The organism is Enhydrobacter sp., assembly GCA_025808875.1.
GTDB lineage: Bacteria > Pseudomonadota > Alphaproteobacteria > Reyranellales > Reyranellaceae > Reyranella.
Genome location: CP075528.1, coordinates 498,723 through 518,604 on the forward strand (window position 1 = coordinate 498,723; position 19,882 = coordinate 518,604).

Here is a 19,882-nt window from a genome sequence, read left to right on the forward strand (position 1 = left end):
CTCCTTCGGGCGGCTCGCAGGGACCGCCTGCTTATCGGAGATTCAGCGGGGATTATGGCGGCGGTGTGCCGGGCACAATTTGACCACAACGGCGGGCGCGACGATGAGTGGATGCGGAATGGCGCCGGCATTTGCCGCTCAGTTTCCCGTCCTTGCGGGCTATGATGCGCGCCGGAAATGAATGGGAGGGAGAGACGCGATGGCGGGTCCTTTGGCCGGCGTGAGGATTCTCGACTGCACCACGGTCGTGCTCGGACCCTGGGCGGCCCAGCAACTCGGCGATCTTGGCGCCGACGTCATCAAGATCGAGCCGCCGGAAGGCGACACCACCCGACAGCTCGGTCCGGCGCGGCATCCCGGCATGGCCGCCTTCTACCTGGGCTGCAACCGCTCCAAGCGTTCGATCGTGCTCGATCTCAAACAGGAGGCCGGCCGCAAGGCCCTCTTCAAACTCGCCGAAACGGCCGACGTGCTGATGCACAACTATCGGCCGGATCCCGCCAAGCGGCTGGGCGTGGAATACGAAGCTTTCGAGAGGATCAATCCGCGCCTGGTCTACCTGGCGACCTATGGCTACCGCGCCGCAGGCCCGATGGGCGCCAAGGCAGCCTATGACGACATCATCCAGGCCGGCTCGGGCCTTGCCGCCCTGCAAACCGTGGTGGCCGGGCAGCCGCGGTTCCTGCCGACGATCGTGGCCGACAAGACCAGTTCCAACGGAGTGGTGTCGGCTCTGCTGGCGGCGCTGTTCGCGCGCGAGCGCACGGGCAAGGGACAAGCCGTCGAAGTACCGATGTACGAAACGCTCGTCTCCTTCGTCATGGTCGAGCACCTTTACGGCGAAAGCTTCCGGCCGGCGCTCGAGACCGCGGGCTACAAGCGCGTCCTCAACAAGGAACGTCGGCCTTATCCGTCGAAGGACGGGTTCTTCGCCCTGCTGCCCTATACCGACAGCCACTGGAAGGAGTTCTGCATGTTGGTCGGCCGCGAGGACTTGGCCAAGGATCCCCGCTTCACCTCGCTCGCCAACCGCCTGAAGAACGTGGAGGCCTACTATGGCACGCTCGCCACGCTGTGCGCGGAGCGCACCAATGCCGAATGGGTCGAGCTCCTGAAGAAGTCGAACGTCCCGCACGGCCCGGTCAACACGCTCGAGGACCTGTTCGTCGATCCGCAGCTGCAGGCGACCGGCTTTTGGAAAGAGGTCGACCATCCGACTGAAGGCAGGCTCAGGATGCCGGACATACCGCCGCGATTCAGCAAGACCAAACCGGAGATTACACGGCTGCAGCCGCGGCTCGGCGAGCACAGCGTCGAAGTGCTGCGCGAAGCCGGCTTTACCGCTGCGGAGATCGACGCCATGCTGAAATCGGGCGCGACCAAGGCGACATAGTCGCCTTCAACCAACTTCTGTCTGCGCCCGTGGGAGGACTTGATGATCATCCGCGCGTCGCGTCGTGAGTTGTTGCGTTATGGTACCGTTGCTGCAGCCGTTGCGGCCTTACCATCTCCGTCCATCGCTCAGGTTTGGCCGAGCAAGCCGATCAAGATCACCGTCGGCTATCCTGCCGGCGGCCTGACCGATACTTTCGCCCGCGCCTATGGCGAGTACATCTCGCAGAAGACCGGGCAGCCCGTGGTGGTCGAAAACAAGGCCGGCGCCTCCGGTGCCATCGCCGCGGAGCAAGTGAAGAACGCGCCGCCGGACGGCCACCACCTGATGTGGACGATTTCGACCACGATGATCATGAACAAGGTGCTGTTCAAGAAGCTGCCCTATGATCCCGACAAGGACTTCGCCCTGATCTCGTGGATGGATGCAGGGCATCTGCCGCTCGTCGTCAACGCCAAGCTGCCGATCCGGAACCTGGCCGAGCTGGCGGCCTATGCGCGCGCCAACAAGACGAGCCTTGGCACCTATGGCGCCGGCTCCTACAGCCACGTTGCGGTGGAGGCGCTCAACCGCCACTACAATCTCACCATCCAGCCCGTGCACTACCGCGGCGAGGCGCCGATGTGGATCGACGTCGGATCGGGCGCTGTGCAGGGCGGCAGCGGCAGCTACGCCGCGTCGGCCGGCATGTTGCAGTCGGGCAACGGCAGGGCGATCGCCGTGCCGACCAAGCAGCGCATGAGGAAGCTGCCCGATGTGGCGACCTTCTACGAGCAGGGCGTCGAGGACATCGCCTTCCAGGTGCAGGGCTTCATCTGTCTGGTCGGCCCGGCAGCCATGCCCAAGGACGTCGTCAAGAAGCTCAGCGATCTGATGGTCGAGGCCGGCAAAACCGAGCGCATCCAGAAGATCCTCGACACGTTCGGCATCGACAACGCCGCCCGAGACCACGTCTTTTTCGAGAAGTTCGTGGCCGATCAGGGTCCGGTGTGGCTCAAGCTGGTGAAGGATCTGAACCTCGAGCCGCAATGAGCGCAGGCGCCAGACTGCGGCCGGCGACGATGCCGGCCGCAGCTGTGCGTTTGCGTACTTAAGGTATTTGCGAGGAGTGGCTTTGCACGGGCTGGTTGATGGTGTAATTCAAGTGCAACTCGCTACGCGGCTCGCGCCGCGCCGTCCATCGATGGGGAAGCCCGTAGAGCATGGCTCTCGACGTGTATGTTGGGTCGCTTACGCGCTACTACGCCGGCGATTGGGAAAATGTCGCCGAGAGAAAGGCCCGCGAGCGCAGCATGAACCGACCGCCGGGACCAGTCCGGGCGGTTGAGGACCGCGCGGCGGTCGAGCGCATCCGCACTGCCGTCCTGCACTGGCGAGAGACCCTCGGTGCGTCGCTCGGGGCGAACGCGACCATGTCGCTCGACTGGGACGAGTCGGCAGATGCGCCCTTTTTTGTGGGCCGGCCCGGATGGGACGGCTTCGGCTCGCTGGTCCTGTGGGCCGCCTATGCGGAGCATCCCGGACTGCCGCGGCCAGTTGTGCTACCCGAGGAATGGGACGACGACCCTGCATTGATGCGGTGTAATGCCGAAGGCATGCGATCGCGTTTTTCCCATCTCGTCCGCAACGTTGAGCTCTGGCTGCCGTCACCTTTCGACTTCATCTTGGAGGGACAGGATGTCGATGGCCGGCGTATCGTCATAGGCTCTTCCTCGACGCTCGACCGCCAGCTCGCGGATCTCAACGGGGCCACCTGGAAGGCTGGTGCGCACGAGTCGGCTGGCTGGGCGCACATCGTGCCGACCTCCGACGCCTCGCTCGAGCGGCGGGCACGCTACGCCTTCGCCGTACTCGTCGACCTCGTGCGCCAGGCAGCCACGCATCGTCTTGTGATGAAGCTCGACTTCTGAAAACGACGACGCCCCCTCCGGGACGGAGGGGGCGTCTGCAGGTCGGCCCGTCGACCTGGATGTTGCTACTGTACGACCGGCGGTTGCGGCTCGCTCGAGGGCGGGCGGTTGCGGCGCTCGTTCATGAACTGGTCGAACTCGGCACGATCCTTGGCGGACCGCAGCCTGTCGAGGTAGTCGCGGAACTCGCGCTGCTCCTCGTCGAGCTTGCGCAGCGTCTCCTCGCGGTACTCGTCGAAGGCGACGTTTCCACTCGACGGGCGGCCCCAACGGTGGCGGCGCTTCCAGGAGCGAAACTCCTCGCGCATTTCCCGGCCATCGGCACCGTACCAGCGGCCGTGGCGGCCGTGCTTTCCGCAAAACATGCGTCCACTCCATATCAGGTAGATCAGAAGGGCGAGGCCAACCGGCCAGAACACCACGAAGCCGATGACCACCAGCGCGATCAGGGCGGGCTTTGGCAGCTCCTCCAGTCTTTCCAAGACGGCGTTCATCTCCGGCCTCCTCAGTTTGCCAGCGTTAACTATGTAAATGTTAACGACATTTACATTGGGCATTCCCCGGTAGGGAGTCAAGGGCTGGCTCAGGCTTTTTGTGGAAGGCCCAACCCCTGCAAGTAGATCAGCATTTCCGACTCGAGAAGCTCCTCGGCGGTCATCGGCAAGGTCCGGCGGCCGGAATCGCCACGCCCGAACAGGGAGGCAATGCCGTGTGCCATCGACCAGATGTGCAGGCTCATCATCAGGGCTGGAGGGCGTTGGCCGGCCGGTAGCTGCGCGACCAAGGCCTCTGCGGCCGTGCGCAGAACGGCGAAGGCCCGATCGGCGGCGGCGCGCAGCTCCGGATTGAGATCGGGCGGCAGGCCTGACTCGAACATCGCGGCGTAGTAGGCGGGCTCGGTGCGGGCGAAGGTGAGGTAGGCAAGGCCGACATTGTGGAAGGCGGCGATGGCGTCCGGCTTGCCGTTGGCCCAGCCGGTCGCGAGCATGGCCTCGAAGCGCTGGAAGCCTTCGCGCGCGACATCGGCCAACAACGCCTCGCGGTCGCGGAAATGACGGTAGGGCGCCGCCGCGCTCACGCCGGCCGAGCGCGCCGCCTCCGCGAACGTGAAGCCCGCCGGCCCTTTCTCCTTGATCAATTCGCGGGCCGCCTTGATCAACGCCTCGCGCAGATTGCCGTGATGGTAACCGCGCTCCTCGCGATCATGCTTTTTCCAGCTCATGTTAAGGGAGTTTACATTAAAGCGCCCGTGGGGGACAGGCGATCGGGCGCCGCATTGCTTGTCGCCTGAGCTTGTGGCCGGATGGGGCATGCCTATTTCCTTCGACCTGCGGTCCGCTGGCGCCGCCGACCTCCCCTTCTGCTGGAACACCTATCGCGAGGCCATGCAGCCCCTGCTGGAGCCGCTCGCCGAATGGCGCGAGCCCGAACAGCGCCGCAACGTCGAGCGCGCGCTCGCCGACGCGGGCTCCTCGATCCTGCGCCGGGAAGGCGTCGACTCGGGCTGGCTGCTGGTGGAAGAGACACGCCATGCCATCCAGCTTCGAGAGCTTCATGTGCTGCCCGAGATGCGCAATCGCGGCCTCGGCACCGCCTTCCTGAACTGGATGAAGGAGCGCGCGGACCGCAAGCGCAAGGATCTCACGCTCGAGGTTACGACCAACAACCCGGCGCGCAAGCTGTGCGAGCGGCTTGGCTTCAAGCCTGTGACCACGACCGGTAACAGGGTGACGATGCGCTATTGAGCGCGGGAGAAGAAGCGTGCAGCTCTGGACGACGACCGTCGCGGCGGCGCGCGGCGCGGCGCGCCAGGCGCAGGAGATCGAAGCGGCAGGCTGGCACGGCATGCTGGTCGTGGATTCGCAGAACCTGTCGGGCGATCCCTACGTATCGCTGGCGCTTGCCGCCACCGCGACGCGCCGGCTCGGCCTCGGCACCGGCGTCACCAATTCCGTGACCCGCCACGCCGCAGCGACGGCCGCGGCGATCACCAGCGTCCACCGCGTGTCCAACGGCCGCGCCGTGCTGGGGATCGGGCGGGGCGATTCGGCGCTCGCCCATCTCGGCCGCGCCCCGGCGCGCCTGGCCCAGTTCGAGCGCTATTTGCGACAATTGCAGACCTACCTGAAGGGCGAGGCGGTGGGCTTCGATGACATCGACATTCCACACGAAGCGGCGCCGCCTCTGTCGGAGCTGCACCTTCACGACGCGCCGCCGTCGAGCCGCATCGGCTGGATCGCGGAGGGCCTGAAGCGCGACGGAACGAAGGTCCCCGTCGAGATCGCCGCGAGCGGCCCGAAAGTGATCGCGATATCGGCGCTCCATGGCGATCGCGTGATGTTCACGCTCGGTGCCGATGTCGAGCGGCTGAAGTGGGGCATCGATCTCGCCCGCAAGACGCGCCGCGAGGCCGGCCTCGATCCCGACGGCGTCGCCTTCGGCGCCTACGTCAACATGGGCTGCCATGTCGACGCCGAGGCGGCGCGAAGCCTGGTGCGTGGCGGTCTCACCACCTTCGCCCGTTTCTCGGTGATGCATGGCAAGGCCAACGGGCCAGTCGCGGCGGGCGATCGTGCGGTGCTCGAGGCATTGCGCAGCAACTACGACATGAAGGCCCATACGCGCAGCGACTCGCGCCAGGCCGGCACGCTCACCGACGATTTCATCGATCGCTTCGCCATCGTCGGCACCCCGCAGCGCTGCATCGAACGACTGCGATCCCTGGCCGCGCTCGGCCTCGACAAGGTAGCGATCAGCGGCGCTTCGCGCGGCGCGGAGCCCAGGGACATCGATCTCGGTCGCAAGCTCGTCAACGCCGAGGTGCTGCCGGCGATGCGCGCCTGATCAGCTTCGATGGTGATCGACGTAGTCCTCGAGCAGGACGGTGAGGCCGACGCCGAGAAAATAGCCGACGATCAGCCCGATCCAGCCGAAGCTGCCCGGGAACATCACCCGCTGAAACACCCACAGGCCGACCGCCGTGACGAAGATCACGACCAGCGGCATCCACCACTTGCGTTCGGACGTCGAATCCGCCGAACCGGTCATCTCCAGATGCTCCTGCCGCTCCCCGGCAATCCGAGGTCGACCCACATCGCATCGACCCTGTCGATCACCGCCTGGTCCATGCGGATCTTGCGACCCCAATCGCGGTTCGTCTCGCCGGGCAGCTTGGTCGTGGCGTCGAGCCCGATCTTCGAACCGAGGCCCGATACGGGGCTGGCGAAATCGAGGTAGTCGATCGGCGTGTTCTCGATCACCGTGATGTCGCGCGCGGGATCCATGCGGGTCGATACCGCCCACATCACGTCCTTCCAGTCGCGCGCATCGATGTCGTCGTCCACCACGATCACCCATTTGGTGTACATGAACTGGCGCAGATAGCTCCAGACACCCATCATGACGCGCTTGGCATGGCCGGCATAGGCCTTCTTCATCGAAACGACGGCGATACGGTAGGAACAACCTTCGGGCGGCAACCAGAAATCCACGATCTCGGGGAACTGCTGTCGGAACAGGGGAATGAACACCTCGTTCAACGCCTCGCCCAGCACCGACGGCTCGTCGGGTGGCCGGCCGGTGAAGGTGGAGAGATAGATCGGCTGGCGTCGCATGGTAATGGCGCTCAACGTGAACACCGGGAATTTCTCCACGCTGTTGTAGTAGCCGGTGTGGTCGCCATAGGGACCCTCGTCGCCCTGATCATCGAGACTGACATGGCCCTCGAGCACGATCTCGGCCTCGGCTGGCACCTTGAGCGGCACGGTCCTGCAGTCGACCAACTCGACCTTCTTGCCGCGCAGCAGGCCCGCGAACTGGTATTCGGAAAGCGTGTCGGGCACCGGCGTCACTGCCGCGAGGATCGTGCCGGGGTCGGCCCCGATCACCGCCGCTGCCGGCAGCGGCTCGCGCCTGCCCGCACCCTTCCAGCGCTGATGATGCTGGGCGCCGCCACGATGCTTGAGCCAGCGCATCAGCGTGGTGTTCCTGCCGGTCACCTGCAGTCGGTAGATGCCGAGATTGAAGCTGTCTTGCCGTTCCCCCTTCGGGTCGGGACCCTGGGTCACGATCAGTGGCCAGGTGATCAGCGGCGCGGGCTCGCCCGGCCAGCAGGTCTGGATCGGCAGGCGTGCGAGGTCGATGTCGTTGCCGGTCAGCACAACTTCCTGACATGGCGCGGCGCCGCCGCCCAATCCGCCGATCGTGCGCGGCTTCATGGCCATGACGGTGCGCAGCATCGGCAGCATGTCGAGCGCCTCGCGCCAGCCGCCCGGAGGCTCCGGCTGACGCAGGAAGGCGAGCGTTTCGCCGACCTGGCGCAATTCGTGTGGCTCACGGTCCATGCCCCAGGCCACGCGTTCCACCGTGCCGAACAGGTTCGCCAGCACGGGCACGTCGAAGCCGGTGACGTTCTCGAACAACACCGCCGGTCCCTGCTCGGCGAGCAGGCGCGTCTGGATTTCCGTCATCTCCAGCACCGGCGATACCGGCGCGCTCACACGCACCAGGCGTCCGGCCTTCTCGAGACGTGCCATGAAATCGCGCAGCGAGGCGTAGGGCATTCTGAGGATGTCCTTTAGAGTGGCCCGCCCATGAGATCAAACGGCGTGCCGTCGGAATTCGAGGATCTGCTGAGCGCCACCGGTCGCAGGGTGCTGGCGGGAACGCATCCGCTGTGCGGCGCTCTGGCCGATCCGCGGCGACGTTTCGTGTCGAGCGACGGGCTGATCGACCGCGCCAAGGCGGCGAGACTTTGCCGTGTGCTCGAGGCCGAGTTGGCCGACACGCTCGAGCCGATCGAGCGGCCCATTCCGCCCGAAACCATCTGGCGGATGCGCCGGGACTACGGCGAACTGCTGCCCAAGACAATGCGGGCCAAGACCGTCTACTTCGAGAGCCAGCGCGAGGCTGGCGCAAAGGCGGCGGAGCTCCTCGGCCTGGCGCGGATGATGCGCTCGGAATCCTTTCGAGCCTTTGCCGTGGCCCTGGCCGGCCGTCCGCTCGCGTCCGGCCGGGGCCTGCAGGTATTGCGCTACGGGCCGGGCGACTATGCCGGCCCGCACAACGACCATCACCCCGAGAACGAACGCGCGCGGCAGGGTTACATCGATCTGCATGTCAGCCTCTGCTCGCCCGGAGTCGAGCACCAATGGCTGGTCTACGGGCGGGCCGGACATTTCAGCGAGATCGTCTCGGTGGCGGGAGCGGCGACCGTCACGGCCTATCGCCTGCCGTTCTGGCACTACACCACGCCGCTCGTCGGCGGCCGCACGGCCGCGCGCTGGGTCCTGCTCGGGACTTTCCTGTTCAGCGGGCACCGACCGGGACGACGCTGATCGAATTCTGCGGGCTGCCTTCGATGATGCGATCGGTGTGGCTGAGATAACCAGCGCCGGGCGCTTGGCATCCCGGAAGCGGACCACCTGGGCGCGGTGGCCTCACGGGCGCGCTGGGCTTCGCCGAGGACCCTCCCTACATCCCTAGGGCGGCAGGCGTGTGGCGAGGAACAGGCCGGGCAGTACCAGCAACAGGCCGAGGAGATGATACCAGTGGGGCGCTTCGCCGAGGGTTGCCCAGGCCATCAGCCCGACATAGAGCGGGCCGAGATAGAGCGAGATGCTGGTGGCCGAAGGGCCGAGCTCCTTCACGCAGAAGGAATAGCTGCCGTAGGCGAGCACGCCGGGCACCAGCGCGAGCAGCAGCCATGCGGCCCATGTGTTCCAGTCTCCGAGGTCGGGACCGCCCCACAGCAGGGCCTCGCCGATCGTGAACGGGATCAGCACCAACGAGCCGGCGAAGGCGATGAGGCAGAGGCGCGGGAGGGGATCGAGCCGGCTGGGCCGGTGCTTGAGCAGGATCGAGTAAAGTCCCCAGCAGGCAGCGGCGATGGCCGCCCAGAGATCGCCGACGGTGAAGCGCACGGCGAGAAGATTGCCGACATCGCCCTTGACGATCACCGTCAGCGTGCCGGCGAGGCAGAGGGCGATGCCCGTGATGCGGGTCGCGGTCAGCTTCTCCTGGTCGATGACGCGGCCCAACACGACGACGAGGATGGGCGCCGTCGCGTAAATCAGCCCGATGTTGAGCGCCTGGGTCGTGTGGCCGCCGATATAGACGAAGGCACCGCACACCCACATGCCGAGCGCGCCGAACAGCAGGAGATCGGGCCATTCGCGGGCGATGGCGTCGGGGTGGCGACGCAGGTTCGGCCAGACCAGCGGCAGCAGGATGAGGGCAACCAGGAGCCAGCGCCCGAGCGCCAGCGCATTCGGCGGCACGAAGACGGCATATCGCGCCATCAGAATGTTCACGCCGAAGAAGGCCGGCGACAGGAACAGCAGTATCCAGGCGAGACGGCGACGATCGACGGGCAACGCGGCACTCTTTCAGGCGGCGTGCAGTCCTTCCCTGGGGACTTCGCCGCCGGCTTCCTTCACCGCTGCACGGTACTCCTTTCCCGAGCGGAAGGGCGCGACCTTGGGGAAATCCTTCCGGCGGCCGGGGCGGATCTCGCCGGTCGACGGCGCGACCACCAGCAATTCGCCGTGGCGGCCCAGCAATGGAATCTCGCGCTTCCAGCGTGAGTAGACGCGACGCGCCGAGGCCGAGAAGTCGACGTAGGTCGTGAATTCGCTGCGGTCCTTGACGAAAAGCGCCTCGTAGGTCGCGATGAACTGCTCGACGAATTTGCGATCGACGATTTCGAGGTTGGACATCATCCAGCAGCGGTCCTCGAAGACCCAGTATGTTCCGATGCCGACGAACTGCTGCTCACGCGTGATGTAGGGATAGAAGGGAAAACCGCGACAGGCGATGGTGCGATTGTCGCGCTCGCAGAAGCGGGCCCCCTTGCAATGGATCGCCATGCAGTCCGGCGTCAGCTCCTCGACGATCTGACGCGTGGCGTAGTCGTAGGGCTTGAACCTCGACCACAGCTCGGTTCGGCTCTTGAGCAATTCGAACTCGACCTTGTGCACCACCGGCACGGCGTTCTGGGTGGAGCAGCAGACCGGCTCGCCGCCGTTCAGCGGCGCACACTTGCGACCGCAATCGAAGCGGGACACGGGCGCAGTGAAGCCTTCGTAGAGGGTCTCGAAGTCGGAGGCTTTGATCGTGGGCTTTGCCATGCGGTCGCCCGTGTAGCCGATCCGCATATGAAAGAACAGTGAAGGAAATCTTACGCTTCAGGGATGCGGCAGGACACGCCACACGACGGTTTCCCGCATGCCGCGATTCTCGAGCTGCAGAGAGGTCGGAATGTCGTAACGGGCCAGCTCCTCGAGGCCCTGTGCCTGGAAGTAGTTGCGACCGGGATCTCCGAGCAGCACCAGCCGCCCCAGAATTGCATGGCTGCGCAGCCATGCCAGCGCGCGCACCGACATCTCGCGCTCGTAGCAGACGTCTCCCGCGATCACCACGTCGGCCGCGGGGTTACCGCCGTCGCCCGCCAGCCAGTCGGAGCCGTCGGCCCGGATGGCGAGGCCGTTGGCCTGTGCATTGAGTCGCGCCGCGACGAGCGACAGCGCATCGATGTCGTTGGCAACCACCGATTTCGCCCCCGCTCGTGCTGCTGCCATCGCCGACACGCCCGAACCGGCCGCGAAGTCGATGACGCTCTTGCCGTGCACTGCGTGCGGATGGTCGAGCAGGTAGCGTGCGATGGCCTGTCCGCCGGGCCAGCAGAAGGCCCAGTACGGCGGATCGATGTTCTGCTCGTCCATCCACGCCTCGGTGGCCTGCCAGATCGGCACGTATTCCGTCGCCAGCCAGAGCCGGAACTCCGGCACCATGGCCGGACGCTCCAGCGCGGTGTTGGCGCGGATGAAACCTTCAGGGTCGGCCGGCAGACGTGCCATCAGCCGATGCGGCCGAGCGCGATGGCAAGCGTCAGCAACAAGCCGAGATGCGCGTTGGCCTTGAACTTGCCGAGGCAGTCGGCCGGATCGTGCGGCTTGAGGCAGGCGATCTGCCAGACCAGGTGCAGGGCAACCGCGAGGAGCAATGCAAAATAGAGCGGACCGAGGGCCGCGAGATGGCCCGCGAGCGTCCACGCGGCGAGCGCCAGGAGGGCAAATAGCGTCAGCCAGCGGCGCGGCGCGTCGGCGAACCGCCGTGCCGTCGAGCGCACGCCGATCACGGCGTCGTCGCGCTGGTCCTGCATGGCGTAGATCGTGTCGTAGACCAGTGTCCAGGCGACACCGCCGGCATAGAGTGCGATGGCGGCCCACGACAATGTGCCGGTGAGCGCGGCATAGCCCACCAGCGCCCCCCAGTTGAAGGCAAGCCCCAGCACGAACTGCGGCCACGAGGTGAGGCGCTTCATGGTCGGATAGATCGCCACCAGCAGCAGCGAGGCGAGGGCGACGGCGCCGGCGAATTTATTGAGCTTGAACAGGATGGCCACGCCGACCAGGCACTGAAGCGTCATCCAGATCAGCGCGTCCTTGAGCTTGAGCTCGCCCGAGGGCAGGGGGCGGCCGCGCGTGCGCTCGACCTGGGCATCGATCTTGCGGTCGACGATGTCGTTCCAGGTGCAGCCGGCACCGCGCATGGCGAGCGCACCCAGGGTGAACAGCGCCATCCAGCCGGCGAGCCGGAACCAGTCGGGTGCCGCCGCGAGGGCAGCACCCCACCAGCAGGGCAGCATGAGCAACCAGATGCCGATCGGGCGGTCCCAGCGTGCGAGCCGGGCATAGGGGCGGGCCCACGGCGGCAAATAGCGCAGCGACCAGTGCTGCAGGTTGATGTCGGTAAACCCTGTTCGAGCCGCGGCCATGTCGGCATCATGGAGACATGAAGGTGACGCGTCTATTCGTGGACCACGCTCTTGCGCCGGACACCGATCTGCCCTTGGCCGAAGCGCAGGCGCACTACCTGCGCCATGTGCTGCGACGGAGTGACGGGGCGGAGCTGCGTCTGTTCAACGGCCGCGACGGCGAATGGCGGGCGCGCCTCGCGACGTCGGGCAAGAAAGGCGCTACGGCGCGCCTCGAGGCACGCACGCGCGAGCAGCGGCCCGAGCCCGACGTCTGGCTCTGCTTCGCGCCCATCAAGCGGTCCCGTATCGACCTCGTGGCCGAGAAGGCCACCGAGCTCGGCGTGTCCGTGTTGCAACCCGCGCTGACGCAGCACACGGCCGTGGAGCGCGTGAATGTCGAGCGCCTGCGCGCCAACGCCGTCGAGGCGGCGGAACAAACCGAGCGGTTGAGCGTGCCCGAGGTGCGCGCGCCGATCGACCTGATGCAGCTCTTGGCCGCATGGCCCGTCGGCCGGCACCTGCTGATGTGTGACGAGACCGGCGGCGGCCCGCCCATTGCAGACGCTCTGTCGCGGCTCGACGATGCGGCGCGTACGGCGCCTTGGGCCATCCTGATCGGCCCCGAGGGCGGTTTCGCGGCGACCGAACTGGCCGCCGTGCGTCGCATAAGAGAAGTGACGTCGGTAGGCCTCGGTCCGCGCATCCTCCGGGCCGACACCGCGGCGCTGGCGGCGCTCGCCTGCTGGCAGGCGTTGGTCGGCGACTGGCGGCAGGCGACACCGCGTCTCAATGTCGATTATCGCACATCCCACATGTCCGCTTGAGTGCTTGCGCGCGGCCCCGGCGATGTGGGAACAGGGAACCTGAACAACATGAACCAGCCGCGCGTTCGCGTGAGAAATGCTCATGCAGCGCGTGCCACTCGCGGCCTTAAGAGGGTGCGGGCGCACAGGGAGCTCTTTGGATGTCCGCACCTCCGTCTGGTGGCGGCGCGCTGATCGAAAGTCGGCAGCAGCTGATCGAGTATTTCGCCGCCGGCAACAAGCCACCCGCCGAGTGGCGCATGGGCACCGAGCACGAGAAGTTCGGATTCGACAGATCGACGTTGAAGCCACTTGGCTATGACGGGCCGAACGGCATCCGTGCCGTGCTCGACGGCATGACCCGTTTCGGCTGGGAACCGATGACCGAGGGCAACAACATCATCGCGCTCAAGCGCGGCATGGCCAACATCACCCTCGAGCCGGGAGGCCAGTTCGAGCTCTCCGGCGCACCGCTCGCCACCCTGCACGAGACGGCGGCGGAAAACGCCCAGCACATCGACGAGGTCAAGGCGGTGTCCGGAGAGATCGGCGCCGGTTTCGTCGGCCTGGGCTTCGCGCCGGAGTGGCGGCGCGAGGACATGCACTGGATGCCCAAGGGCCGCTACAAGATCATGCGCGACTACATGCCCAAGAAGGGCAGGCTCGGCCTCGACATGATGCTGCGCACCTGCACGGTGCAAACCAATCTCGACTTTGCCGCCGAAGCCGACATGGTGAAGAAATTCCGCGTCTCGCTGGCGTTGCAGCCGCTGGCGACGGCGCTGTTCGCCAATTCGCCGTTCGTCGAAGGCAAGCCGTCGGGCTTCAAGAGTTACCGCAGTCACATCTGGACCGACACCGATCCGGACCGTTGCGGCATGTTGCCGTTCGTGTTCGAGCCGGGCTTCGGCTTCGAGCGCTATGTCGACTACATGCTCGATGTGCCCATGTACTTCGTCTATCGCGACGGCAAGTACATCGACGCCTCGGGCCAGAGTTTCCGTGATTTCATGAAGGGCCGGCTGCCCGCCCGTCCGGGAGAGCTGCCGACCGTCAACGACTGGACCGATCACGTCACCACGGCCTTCCCCGAGGTGCGGCTCAAACGCTACCTCGAGATGCGCGGGGCCGATTCGGGACCGCTGCCGGCGCTCACCGCGCTGCCGGCGCTGTGGGTCGGATTGCTCTACGAGCAAAGCACGCTCGATGCCGCCTGGGACCTGGTGAAGGACTGGAGCGTCGAGGACCACGACTACCTGCGCAGCCACACGCCGCGCACCGGTCTCGCGACCAAGTTCCAGGGCCTGCCGTTGTCGGATCTCGCCCGCGAGGTGGTCGAGATAGCGCATGCCGGTCTGCGCGCGCGCCGCCGCTTGAATGCCGCCGGAGAGGATGAGACCGTCTATCTCGCGCCGCTCGACCGTGCCGTGGCGAGCGGGCTGGCGCCAGCCGACGAACTGCTCGCCAAATGGCAGGGTGAATGGAAGGGCTCCTTCGCCCACCTGTTCCACGACCTCGCCTACTGAGCTATACGGTCGGGCCATGCTCGACCGTTGCGACCGTGTCCAGATCGCCGTGCGTGACGCCGCCAAGGCGGCGCAGCGCTTCCACCAGCTTCTCGGCAGCGAGGTTTCGCACCACGATCATAGCCGGCGCCTCGCGGCCCGGCGCACGATCCTGGCGGTCGGCGAAAGTGAATTCGAGCTTTGCGAGCCGGACGGCGCGGGATCGACCCAGGACTTCCTCGCCGGAAGGGGCGAGGGACTGATGACCGCCGGCTACTGCACGCGCGATCTCGACGGCATGGTCAGGCGCTGGGAGGGGCTCGGCGTGCCCTATGAGCGCGACGGCGAGCAGCTCTACCTGGGCGCCGACGTCACCTACGGTCTGCCCATGGTGATCTCGCAGAGCACCTACCGGCGGCGTGTCGGCCCCGTGTCGTTCCTCTACGAGACGACCAACACGCTGGTCAGCGACTGGCGCCGCGTCGCCGCCGTCTATGCCGGCCTGTTCGGCCTCGATCCGTCGCGCTTCAGCGAGATCGGCAGCGAGCGTTTCGGCTATGTCGGCACGCTCACGTTGTTCGATCCACCCAACCGGCTCGATCGCATCGAACTCAGCCAGACCACCGACGATGTGCATGCGATGGGCCGCTTCACCAGGAAGCACGGCGATTCGCTCTATATGTGCTACGTCGAGGTGCACGACTGGCCCGATGTGCGCCGTCGCCTGCTCGAGGCCAATGCGCGCTACACACCGCGCGGCGCCGACCCCGTGACCGACCCCGACGGTGGCTGGGTACACCCCAGGGAGCTGCACGGACTGCTGCTCGGCATCTCGCGTACCGGACTCGCCTGGGAGTGGTCCGGGCGCGAGGATCTGGTGCCGCCGGCATGAGGCGTCGTCCACTGCTGCTCGGCCTGGCGGCGCTCGCGCCGTCGCGCGCTGCCGCGCAGGGCAACGACTGGCAGATCGTCGTCGCGCCGAATCTCCGGTTCCGGCTCGATATGCCGACGCCGGTCGCGCGCACCACTGCCGACGAGAAGGAGAAGGGTCACGTCGGCGCGCGGCAGGCCTGGTCGGCCAAGCGCGGCGGCGACATGTTCGACTTCGACTTCGTCGACTACGATCCGGAATGGTTCAGCACGCGCGACACGAAAGAGATGGCGCGGCAGCTCGGCCGAGGCGACGCCGAGAAGGCCTTCCCGCCCGCGAAGTACAAGTACGTGCGCGACGAGCCGATCGTGCTGCAGGGCTGGGACGGCTATGCGCTCGACATCGAGGACGGCAGCGGCGCATTGGTCATGATGCGCACCTACATCGTGCGCGATCGGCTCTACCGCATGCTTGTCACCGCGAGGGGCGACGTCGAGAGCCGCGCCGACGCCAACCGGTTCCTGTCGTCGCTGCGGCTCGCGGAGACGCGGCCGTAGGCGAATCGGTTAAGGCGGCGTCAGCCTGTAGACCCGTGCCGCCGTGCCGGCATACAGCGCCTTCTTCTCGGCCGCCGATGCGCCCCTGGTGATGATCTTGAAGGCGTTCCACAGCTCGGCGTAGCCGCAGCTCTGCTTGTCGGGCGGGAAGTTGCTCTCGAACATGCAGCGCTCCGGCCCGAATGCCTCGATGCAGGCCTCGATGTAGGGCCGCCAGGCATCGGCCAGTTCCTGCGAGGAGGGCGGCGCGTCGCGGAAGTGGAAGCCGAACCCGAACGAGGTCATGCCGAGCCCGCCGAGCTTCATGTTGACGTTCGGGCACTTCGCCAGCTCGGCGATGTCCTTCTTCCAGGATACCAGGATCTCGGCCCGCTTGCCGGCGTAGGGGCCGACGCCCAGCACGCCGCCGACGTGGTTGACGATGATGGTGGTGCCGGGGAAGGCGCGGGCGAGGTCGATCGCGTCGGGCAGCTGCGGATGGTACTGCCAGGATTCGAAGCTGAGGTCGAGCTTGCCGAGCTCGGCGAAGCCCTCGCGGAACTTGGGATCGCGCGCACGGTGCGCCGTCATGGCCCGCGACACGAAGCGGCCGATCTCGCTGCCGTCCCATGACACGCCGTAGCGGATGCCGCGGAAGCGTCCTCCGCCTGCGGCGATCTCGGCCTCCAGCACTTCGCGCACCCGCGCGCCCAGCATCAGGTCGGCCCAGCCGATGATGGCTTCGGCGACGCGCGTCTTGCCGTACTGGCCCGATGCCGCCTGCGCGGCGAGCCCGCGCACGAACTCGATCTCGCCGACCGGCTTCATCTCCTCCGATCCGGAGGCGCGGAACATCGCCTGGCACTCGAGAAAGACGGTCGAGACGATGTTGTGGCCGGAATTGGTGTCGGTCAGCAACTCGGGGAGAAAGTACAGCCCGCGCGCCTCGGTGTGCCAGAAGTGGTGATGCGGGTCGACGATCGGCAGATCTGGTTCGAGTGCCGGCTCGGGCGGCCGCTTGGCGAGCCAGGTCGCGAGGTCGGAGGTGTTGCGGTGCATCAACCCGCGATACTCGCCAGTGGTCATTGTGCTTCCTCCCAGTCTTTGTCTTACGATAGCGGAGGAGGGGAGATCGGTTCATGCGTATTTGCGTATTCGGGGCGGGGGCCATCGGCGGCAATTTCGCAGCGCGCCTCGCCGACGCCGGCAACGAAGTCTCGGTGGTGGCGCGCGGTGCGCATCTCGAGGCGATTCGCGCCAAGGGGCTGACGCTGCTGAGCGGCGACAGGAAGATCGTCGCCCGGGTAAAGGCGAGCGACAGGCCGGCCGATCTCGGGCCGCAGGACGTGGTGATCTCGACGCTCAAGGCCTGCAGTCTCGGCGATCTTGCGGCGAGCGTCACGCCGCTGCTCGGCGCCGAGACGTCCGTCGTCTTCGCCCAGAACGGCATCCCGTGGTGGTATGGCCATGGTCTCGGCAAGCGGCCGCCGGCGCCCGACCTGTCGCGCCTCGATCCGGGCGGCGCGCTCGCCAAGGCCGTCGGCTTCCAGCGTACGCTGGGTGGCGTCATCACGACCTCGAACCATGTGATCGAGCCGGGCGTGGTGCGCAACATTTCGCCCGAGCGCAACGTGCTGTGGATTGGCGAGATCGACGACCGACAGACGCCGCGCGTCCAGGCGTTGCGCGCGACCCTGGTCGCCGCCGGCATCGCCTCGCCCGCCGGCACCGACATCCGCTACGACATCTGGCACAAGCTGATGGCCAACCTGACCGGCTCGACGGTCTGCCTGATCCTCGCCCAGCCCAACACCATCCAAAGGACGCCGATGGTGAATCGCCTGGTACGCCGCGCCCACGCCGAGGCGCTGGCGGTCGCCGCCGCGCACGGCGTCGTGCTCGATGACAGCCCGGACAAGCGTTACGGGCCGGACCGTGTCTATCCCGACCACCGGCCGTCGATCCTGCAGGACTACGAGCTCGGCCGTCCGATGGAGGTCGAGGCGATCGTGCGCGCGCCGCTCGCTTTCGCGCGCAAGGCGGGCCTCGACACGCCGACCCTCGACGCGCTTGAATCGTTGTGCGTCAGTATGGCCGAGTCCAAAGGTCTCTACGGGTCATGAGGAGGAACACGGCATGAAGCCCAGGATCATGCGCGCCGCATCCCGCCCGACGGGCAGGGGAGCGGCCGAGAACTTCGTCGGCACGGTGCTGAACGATCCGGTCTACGCGCCGGAGCAGCCGTCGCGACTGCGCGCCTCACGTGTCTCCTTCACGCCGGGCGCGCGCACCAACTGGCACAAGCACGCCGTCGGCCAGATCCTCTACGTGCTGTCGGGGGTCGGCCGCTACCAGCTCGAGGGCCAGCCGGTGCAGGAGATCAGGCCGGGCGACACCGTGGTGATCCCGCCCAATTCGCGGCACTGGCACGGCGCCGCCCCGGACACGCTGATGGTGCATCTCGCGATGTCGGAAACCAACGACAAGGGTGAGGCGACGAGTTGGTTCGAGCCGGTCAGCGACGCCGACTATGGGAAACCGCCGGCAGGGGACTAGCCGGCCTCAGGTCGCGGTGCCGCCCACGGTGAGGGCGTCGATGCGCAGGGTGGGCTGGCCTACCCCGACCGGCACGCCCTGGCCGTCCTTGCCGCAGGTGCCGATGCCCGGATCGAGCGACATGTCGTTGCCGACCATGCCGACCCTGGTGAGCGCCTCGGAGCCCGAGCCGATCAGGGTAGCGCCCTTCACCGGCCGCGTGAGCCTGCCGTTCTCGATCAGGTAGCCCTCGGTCACGCTGAACACGAACTTGCCCGAGACGATGTCGACCTGGCCGCCGCCGAAATTCTTGGCGTAGAGGCCCTTCTTCACCGAGGCGAGGATCTCCTCGGGAGCCTTGTCGCCGCCCAGCATGAGGGTGTTGGTCATGCGCGGCATCGGCGCATGGGCGTGGCTCTGGCGCCGGCCGTTGCCGGTCGGCCGCACCCCCATCAGGCGCGCGTTCATGCGGTCCTGCATCAGCCCGACGAGCTTGCCGTTCTCGATCAGCACGTTGCGCTGCGTCGGCGTGCCCTCGTCGTCGATGGTGAGCGAGCCGCGCCGGTCGCTGAGCGTGCCGTCGTCGATCACGGTGACGCCGGGCGAAGCCACCATCTGGCCCATCAGGTGGGTGAACATCGAGGTCTTCTTGCGGTGGAAGTCGCCTTCCAGGCCGTGGCCGACCGCCTCGTGCCACAGCACGCCCGACCAGCCCGAACCCAGAACCACCGGCATCTCGCCGGCCGGCGCGTCGATCGAGTCGAGATTGACCAGCGCCTGGCGGATCGCCTCGTCGGCTTCCCTCTGCCAGTACTCCGGCCTGAAGATGTCGCCGTAGGCGGCGCGCCGTCCGCTGCCGGTGCCACCCGTCTCCATGCGCTGACCGTCGGCGCAGACCACGCTGACGTTCAGCCGCACCAGCGGCCGCACGTCGGCGGCGCGCCAGCCGCCCGCCTTGATGATCTCCACGACCTGCCACGAGGCGGCGAGGGAGATCGACACCTGCCGTGCCTTCGGCTCCTTGCCGCGGACATAGGAATCGATGTCCTGCAGGAGCTTCACCTTCCTCGCGAAGCCCTCGCCGTCGATCGGGTTGTCGTCGGCATAGAGCAGCCGGTTGGTGCCGCGCGGCGCCTCGTCGAGCTTGCCCGAATGGCCGGCGCGCACCGCCTTCACGGTCGAAACCGCGCGCTTCAACGCCTGCTCGTCGAGCGCCGAGGCGTGCGCAAAGCCGGTCGCCTCGCCCGCGACCGAGCGCAACCCGAAGCCCTGCGTGGTGTCGTAGGCGGCGCTCTTCAGCTTACCGTCGTCGAAGGAGAGCGACTCGCTCTGCACGTATTCAAGGAACAGCTCGCCGTCGTCGCAGCCGGCCAGGGCTTCGTCGACCATCTTGGACGTGCGCTTCTGGTCGAGCGCACCTTTGCCGAAAAAGAGGCCGTCCGCGGTCGCGAGATGGTTGATGGCTTTGGGCATCAAGAACGCCTTTCACTGAGAGTCATTCCCTCCCCCGTCTCGGGGGAGGTGTCGCCGTCTTACGGCGACGGAGGGGTCATGGCGCACGCGCCTCATGA

General features: G+C 66.8%; 22 protein-coding genes. 12 read left to right on the top strand and 10 right to left on the bottom strand.

The window, feature by feature from the left end; translation table 11 throughout:
* Window positions 1-199: 199 nt before the first annotated feature.
* The 3 genes from KIT25_02395 (at window position 200) to KIT25_02405 (ending at window position 3,303) form a co-directional block, all read left to right on the top strand.
* Window positions 200-1,393 (top strand): CoA transferase, encoded by a 1,194-nt coding sequence (locus KIT25_02395; protein UYN95820.1) that lies wholly within the window; start codon window positions 200-202, stop codon window positions 1,391-1,393.
* Window positions 1,394-1,435: 42 nt separating this feature from the next.
* On the top strand, window positions 1,436-2,425 hold the full coding sequence (locus tag KIT25_02400) for a tripartite tricarboxylate transporter substrate binding protein (protein UYN95821.1): 990 nt from the start codon (window positions 1,436-1,438) through the stop codon (window positions 2,423-2,425).
* A 170-nt stretch (window positions 2,426-2,595) separates the two neighbouring features.
* Window positions 2,596-3,303 (top strand): hypothetical protein, encoded by a 708-nt coding sequence (locus KIT25_02405; protein UYN95822.1) that lies wholly within the window; start codon window positions 2,596-2,598, stop codon window positions 3,301-3,303.
* A gap of 65 nt (window positions 3,304-3,368) precedes the next feature.
* Here the strand turns inward: KIT25_02405 and KIT25_02410 are convergent, their stop codons facing one another.
* Both KIT25_02410 and KIT25_02415 read right to left on the bottom strand, forming a co-directional pair.
* Window positions 3,369-3,797 carry a DUF2852 domain-containing protein gene (locus KIT25_02410; protein UYN95823.1) on the bottom strand — a complete coding sequence of 143 codons (429 nt, stop codon included), beginning with the start codon at window positions 3,795-3,797 and terminating at the stop codon, window positions 3,369-3,371.
* 89 nt (window positions 3,798-3,886) lie between these two features.
* Window positions 3,887-4,525, bottom strand: coding sequence for a TetR/AcrR family transcriptional regulator (locus KIT25_02415; protein ID UYN95824.1), 639 nt, complete (start codon window positions 4,523-4,525; stop codon window positions 3,887-3,889).
* Window positions 4,526-4,613: 88 nt separating this feature from the next.
* On the opposite strand from KIT25_02415, the gene KIT25_02420 reads away from it, so the two are divergent.
* Both KIT25_02420 and KIT25_02425 read left to right on the top strand, forming a co-directional pair.
* Window positions 4,614-5,048, top strand: a complete 435-nt coding sequence (locus KIT25_02420) for a GNAT family N-acetyltransferase (protein UYN95825.1) — start codon at window positions 4,614-4,616, stop codon at window positions 5,046-5,048.
* A 16-nt stretch (window positions 5,049-5,064) separates the two neighbouring features.
* Window positions 5,065-6,147, top strand: a complete 1,083-nt coding sequence (locus KIT25_02425) for an LLM class flavin-dependent oxidoreductase (GenBank protein ID UYN95826.1) — start codon at window positions 5,065-5,067, stop codon at window positions 6,145-6,147.
* Here the strand turns inward: KIT25_02425 and KIT25_02430 are convergent, their stop codons facing one another.
* Window positions 6,148-6,351, bottom strand: coding sequence for a hypothetical protein (locus tag KIT25_02430; GenBank protein ID UYN95827.1), 204 nt, complete (start codon window positions 6,349-6,351; stop codon window positions 6,148-6,150).
* Entirely contained in the window at window positions 6,348-7,865 is a 1,518-nt protein-coding gene (locus KIT25_02435; protein ID UYN95828.1) for a UbiD family decarboxylase, read from the bottom strand. The genes KIT25_02430 and KIT25_02435 overlap by 4 nt, the downstream gene beginning before the upstream one ends.
* Window positions 7,866-7,895: 30 nt before the next feature.
* On the opposite strand from KIT25_02435, the gene KIT25_02440 reads away from it, so the two are divergent.
* Window positions 7,896-8,639 carry a hypothetical protein gene (locus KIT25_02440; GenBank protein ID UYN95829.1) on the top strand — a complete coding sequence of 248 codons (744 nt, stop codon included), beginning with the start codon at window positions 7,896-7,898 and terminating at the stop codon, window positions 8,637-8,639.
* A 144-nt stretch (window positions 8,640-8,783) separates the two neighbouring features.
* Here the strand turns inward: KIT25_02440 and KIT25_02445 are convergent, their stop codons facing one another.
* From KIT25_02445 to ubiA, 4 genes are read right to left on the bottom strand one after another with little or no spacing between them, the layout of a single operon-like run.
* Complete coding sequence (locus tag KIT25_02445; GenBank protein ID UYN95830.1) at window positions 8,784-9,677, bottom strand: DMT family transporter; 894 nt, start codon at window positions 9,675-9,677, stop codon at window positions 8,784-8,786.
* 12 nt (window positions 9,678-9,689) lie between these two features.
* Window positions 9,690-10,430: a hypothetical protein gene (locus KIT25_02450; protein UYN95831.1), complete on the bottom strand. Its 741-nt coding sequence runs from the start codon at window positions 10,428-10,430 to the stop codon at window positions 9,690-9,692.
* A 57-nt stretch (window positions 10,431-10,487) separates the two neighbouring features.
* Window positions 10,488-11,159 (bottom strand): methyltransferase, encoded by a 672-nt coding sequence (locus tag KIT25_02455; GenBank protein UYN95832.1) that lies wholly within the window; start codon window positions 11,157-11,159, stop codon window positions 10,488-10,490.
* Window positions 11,159-12,079, bottom strand: coding sequence for a 4-hydroxybenzoate octaprenyltransferase (gene ubiA, locus KIT25_02460; GenBank protein UYN95833.1), 921 nt, complete (start codon window positions 12,077-12,079; stop codon window positions 11,159-11,161). Before ubiA ends, KIT25_02455 begins: the two co-directional genes overlap by 1 nt.
* A 17-nt stretch (window positions 12,080-12,096) precedes the next feature.
* On the opposite strand from ubiA, the gene KIT25_02465 reads away from it, so the two are divergent.
* The 4 genes from KIT25_02465 (at window position 12,097) to KIT25_02480 (ending at window position 15,797) form a co-directional block, all read left to right on the top strand.
* Window positions 12,097-12,885 (top strand): 16S rRNA (uracil(1498)-N(3))-methyltransferase, encoded by a 789-nt coding sequence (locus KIT25_02465; GenBank protein UYN95834.1) that lies wholly within the window; start codon window positions 12,097-12,099, stop codon window positions 12,883-12,885.
* Between the two features lie 140 nt (window positions 12,886-13,025).
* A complete protein-coding gene (locus tag KIT25_02470; protein ID UYN95835.1) occupies window positions 13,026-14,390 on the top strand; it encodes a glutamate--cysteine ligase in 1,365 nt (454 codons plus the stop codon).
* 16 nt (window positions 14,391-14,406) lie between these two features.
* Window positions 14,407-15,261, top strand: a complete 855-nt coding sequence (locus KIT25_02475) for a VOC family protein (protein ID UYN95836.1) — start codon at window positions 14,407-14,409, stop codon at window positions 15,259-15,261.
* Entirely contained in the window at window positions 15,258-15,797 is a 540-nt protein-coding gene (locus KIT25_02480; protein UYN95837.1) for a hypothetical protein, read from the top strand. Before KIT25_02475 ends, KIT25_02480 begins: the two co-directional genes overlap by 4 nt.
* Before the next feature lie 9 nt (window positions 15,798-15,806).
* Here KIT25_02480 and KIT25_02485 read toward each other — a convergent pair whose 3' ends face one another.
* Entirely contained in the window at window positions 15,807-16,862 is a 1,056-nt protein-coding gene (locus KIT25_02485) for an amidohydrolase family protein (GenBank protein UYN95838.1), read from the bottom strand.
* A gap of 53 nt (window positions 16,863-16,915) precedes the next feature.
* Here KIT25_02485 and KIT25_02490 point away from each other — a divergent pair, with 53 nt between their 5' ends.
* Complete coding sequence (locus tag KIT25_02490; GenBank protein ID UYN95839.1) at window positions 16,916-17,899, top strand: 2-dehydropantoate 2-reductase; 984 nt, start codon at window positions 16,916-16,918, stop codon at window positions 17,897-17,899.
* A gap of 13 nt (window positions 17,900-17,912) precedes the next feature.
* Window positions 17,913-18,332 (top strand): cupin domain-containing protein, encoded by a 420-nt coding sequence (locus tag KIT25_02495; protein ID UYN95840.1) that lies wholly within the window; start codon window positions 17,913-17,915, stop codon window positions 18,330-18,332.
* A gap of 6 nt (window positions 18,333-18,338) precedes the next feature.
* Here KIT25_02495 and tldD read toward each other — a convergent pair whose 3' ends face one another.
* A complete protein-coding gene (gene tldD, locus KIT25_02500; protein ID UYN97797.1) occupies window positions 18,339-19,772 on the bottom strand; it encodes a metalloprotease TldD in 1,434 nt (477 codons plus the stop codon).
* Window positions 19,773-19,882: the final 110 nt, after the last annotated feature.

Excerpts from the sequence above, each read along its gene's own strand:
- KIT25_02395 (UYN95820.1), top strand. The coding sequence starts at position 200 with ATGGCGGGTCCTTTGGCCGGCGTGAGGATTCTCGACTGCACCACGGTC.
- KIT25_02400 (UYN95821.1), top strand. The coding sequence starts at position 1,436 with ATGATCATCCGCGCGTCGCGTCGTGAGTTGTTGCGTTATGGTACCGTT.
- KIT25_02405 (UYN95822.1), top strand. The coding sequence starts at position 2,596 with ATGGCTCTCGACGTGTATGTTGGGTCGCTTACGCGCTACTACGCCGGC.
- KIT25_02410 (UYN95823.1), bottom strand. The coding sequence starts at position 3,797 with ATGAACGCCGTCTTGGAAAGACTGGAGGAGCTGCCAAAGCCCGCCCTG.
- KIT25_02415 (UYN95824.1), bottom strand. The coding sequence starts at position 4,525 with ATGAGCTGGAAAAAGCATGATCGCGAGGAGCGCGGTTACCATCACGGC.
- KIT25_02420 (UYN95825.1), top strand. The coding sequence starts at position 4,614 with ATGCCTATTTCCTTCGACCTGCGGTCCGCTGGCGCCGCCGACCTCCCC.
- KIT25_02430 (UYN95827.1), bottom strand. The coding sequence starts at position 6,351 with ATGACCGGTTCGGCGGATTCGACGTCCGAACGCAAGTGGTGGATGCCG.
- KIT25_02435 (UYN95828.1), bottom strand. The coding sequence starts at position 7,865 with ATGCCCTACGCCTCGCTGCGCGATTTCATGGCACGTCTCGAGAAGGCC.
- KIT25_02440 (UYN95829.1), top strand. The coding sequence starts at position 7,896 with ATGAGATCAAACGGCGTGCCGTCGGAATTCGAGGATCTGCTGAGCGCC.
- KIT25_02450 (UYN95831.1), bottom strand. The coding sequence starts at position 10,430 with ATGGCAAAGCCCACGATCAAAGCCTCCGACTTCGAGACCCTCTACGAA.
- KIT25_02455 (UYN95832.1), bottom strand. The coding sequence starts at position 11,159 with ATGGCACGTCTGCCGGCCGACCCTGAAGGTTTCATCCGCGCCAACACC.
- ubiA (UYN95833.1), bottom strand. The coding sequence starts at position 12,079 with ATGGCCGCGGCTCGAACAGGGTTTACCGACATCAACCTGCAGCACTGG.
- KIT25_02465 (UYN95834.1), top strand. The coding sequence starts at position 12,097 with ATGAAGGTGACGCGTCTATTCGTGGACCACGCTCTTGCGCCGGACACC.
- KIT25_02470 (UYN95835.1), top strand. The coding sequence starts at position 13,026 with ATGTCCGCACCTCCGTCTGGTGGCGGCGCGCTGATCGAAAGTCGGCAG.
- KIT25_02475 (UYN95836.1), top strand. The coding sequence starts at position 14,407 with ATGCTCGACCGTTGCGACCGTGTCCAGATCGCCGTGCGTGACGCCGCC.
- KIT25_02480 (UYN95837.1), top strand. The coding sequence starts at position 15,258 with ATGAGGCGTCGTCCACTGCTGCTCGGCCTGGCGGCGCTCGCGCCGTCG.
- KIT25_02485 (UYN95838.1), bottom strand. The coding sequence starts at position 16,862 with ATGACCACTGGCGAGTATCGCGGGTTGATGCACCGCAACACCTCCGAC.
- KIT25_02490 (UYN95839.1), top strand. The coding sequence starts at position 16,916 with ATGCGTATTTGCGTATTCGGGGCGGGGGCCATCGGCGGCAATTTCGCA.
- KIT25_02495 (UYN95840.1), top strand. The coding sequence starts at position 17,913 with ATGAAGCCCAGGATCATGCGCGCCGCATCCCGCCCGACGGGCAGGGGA.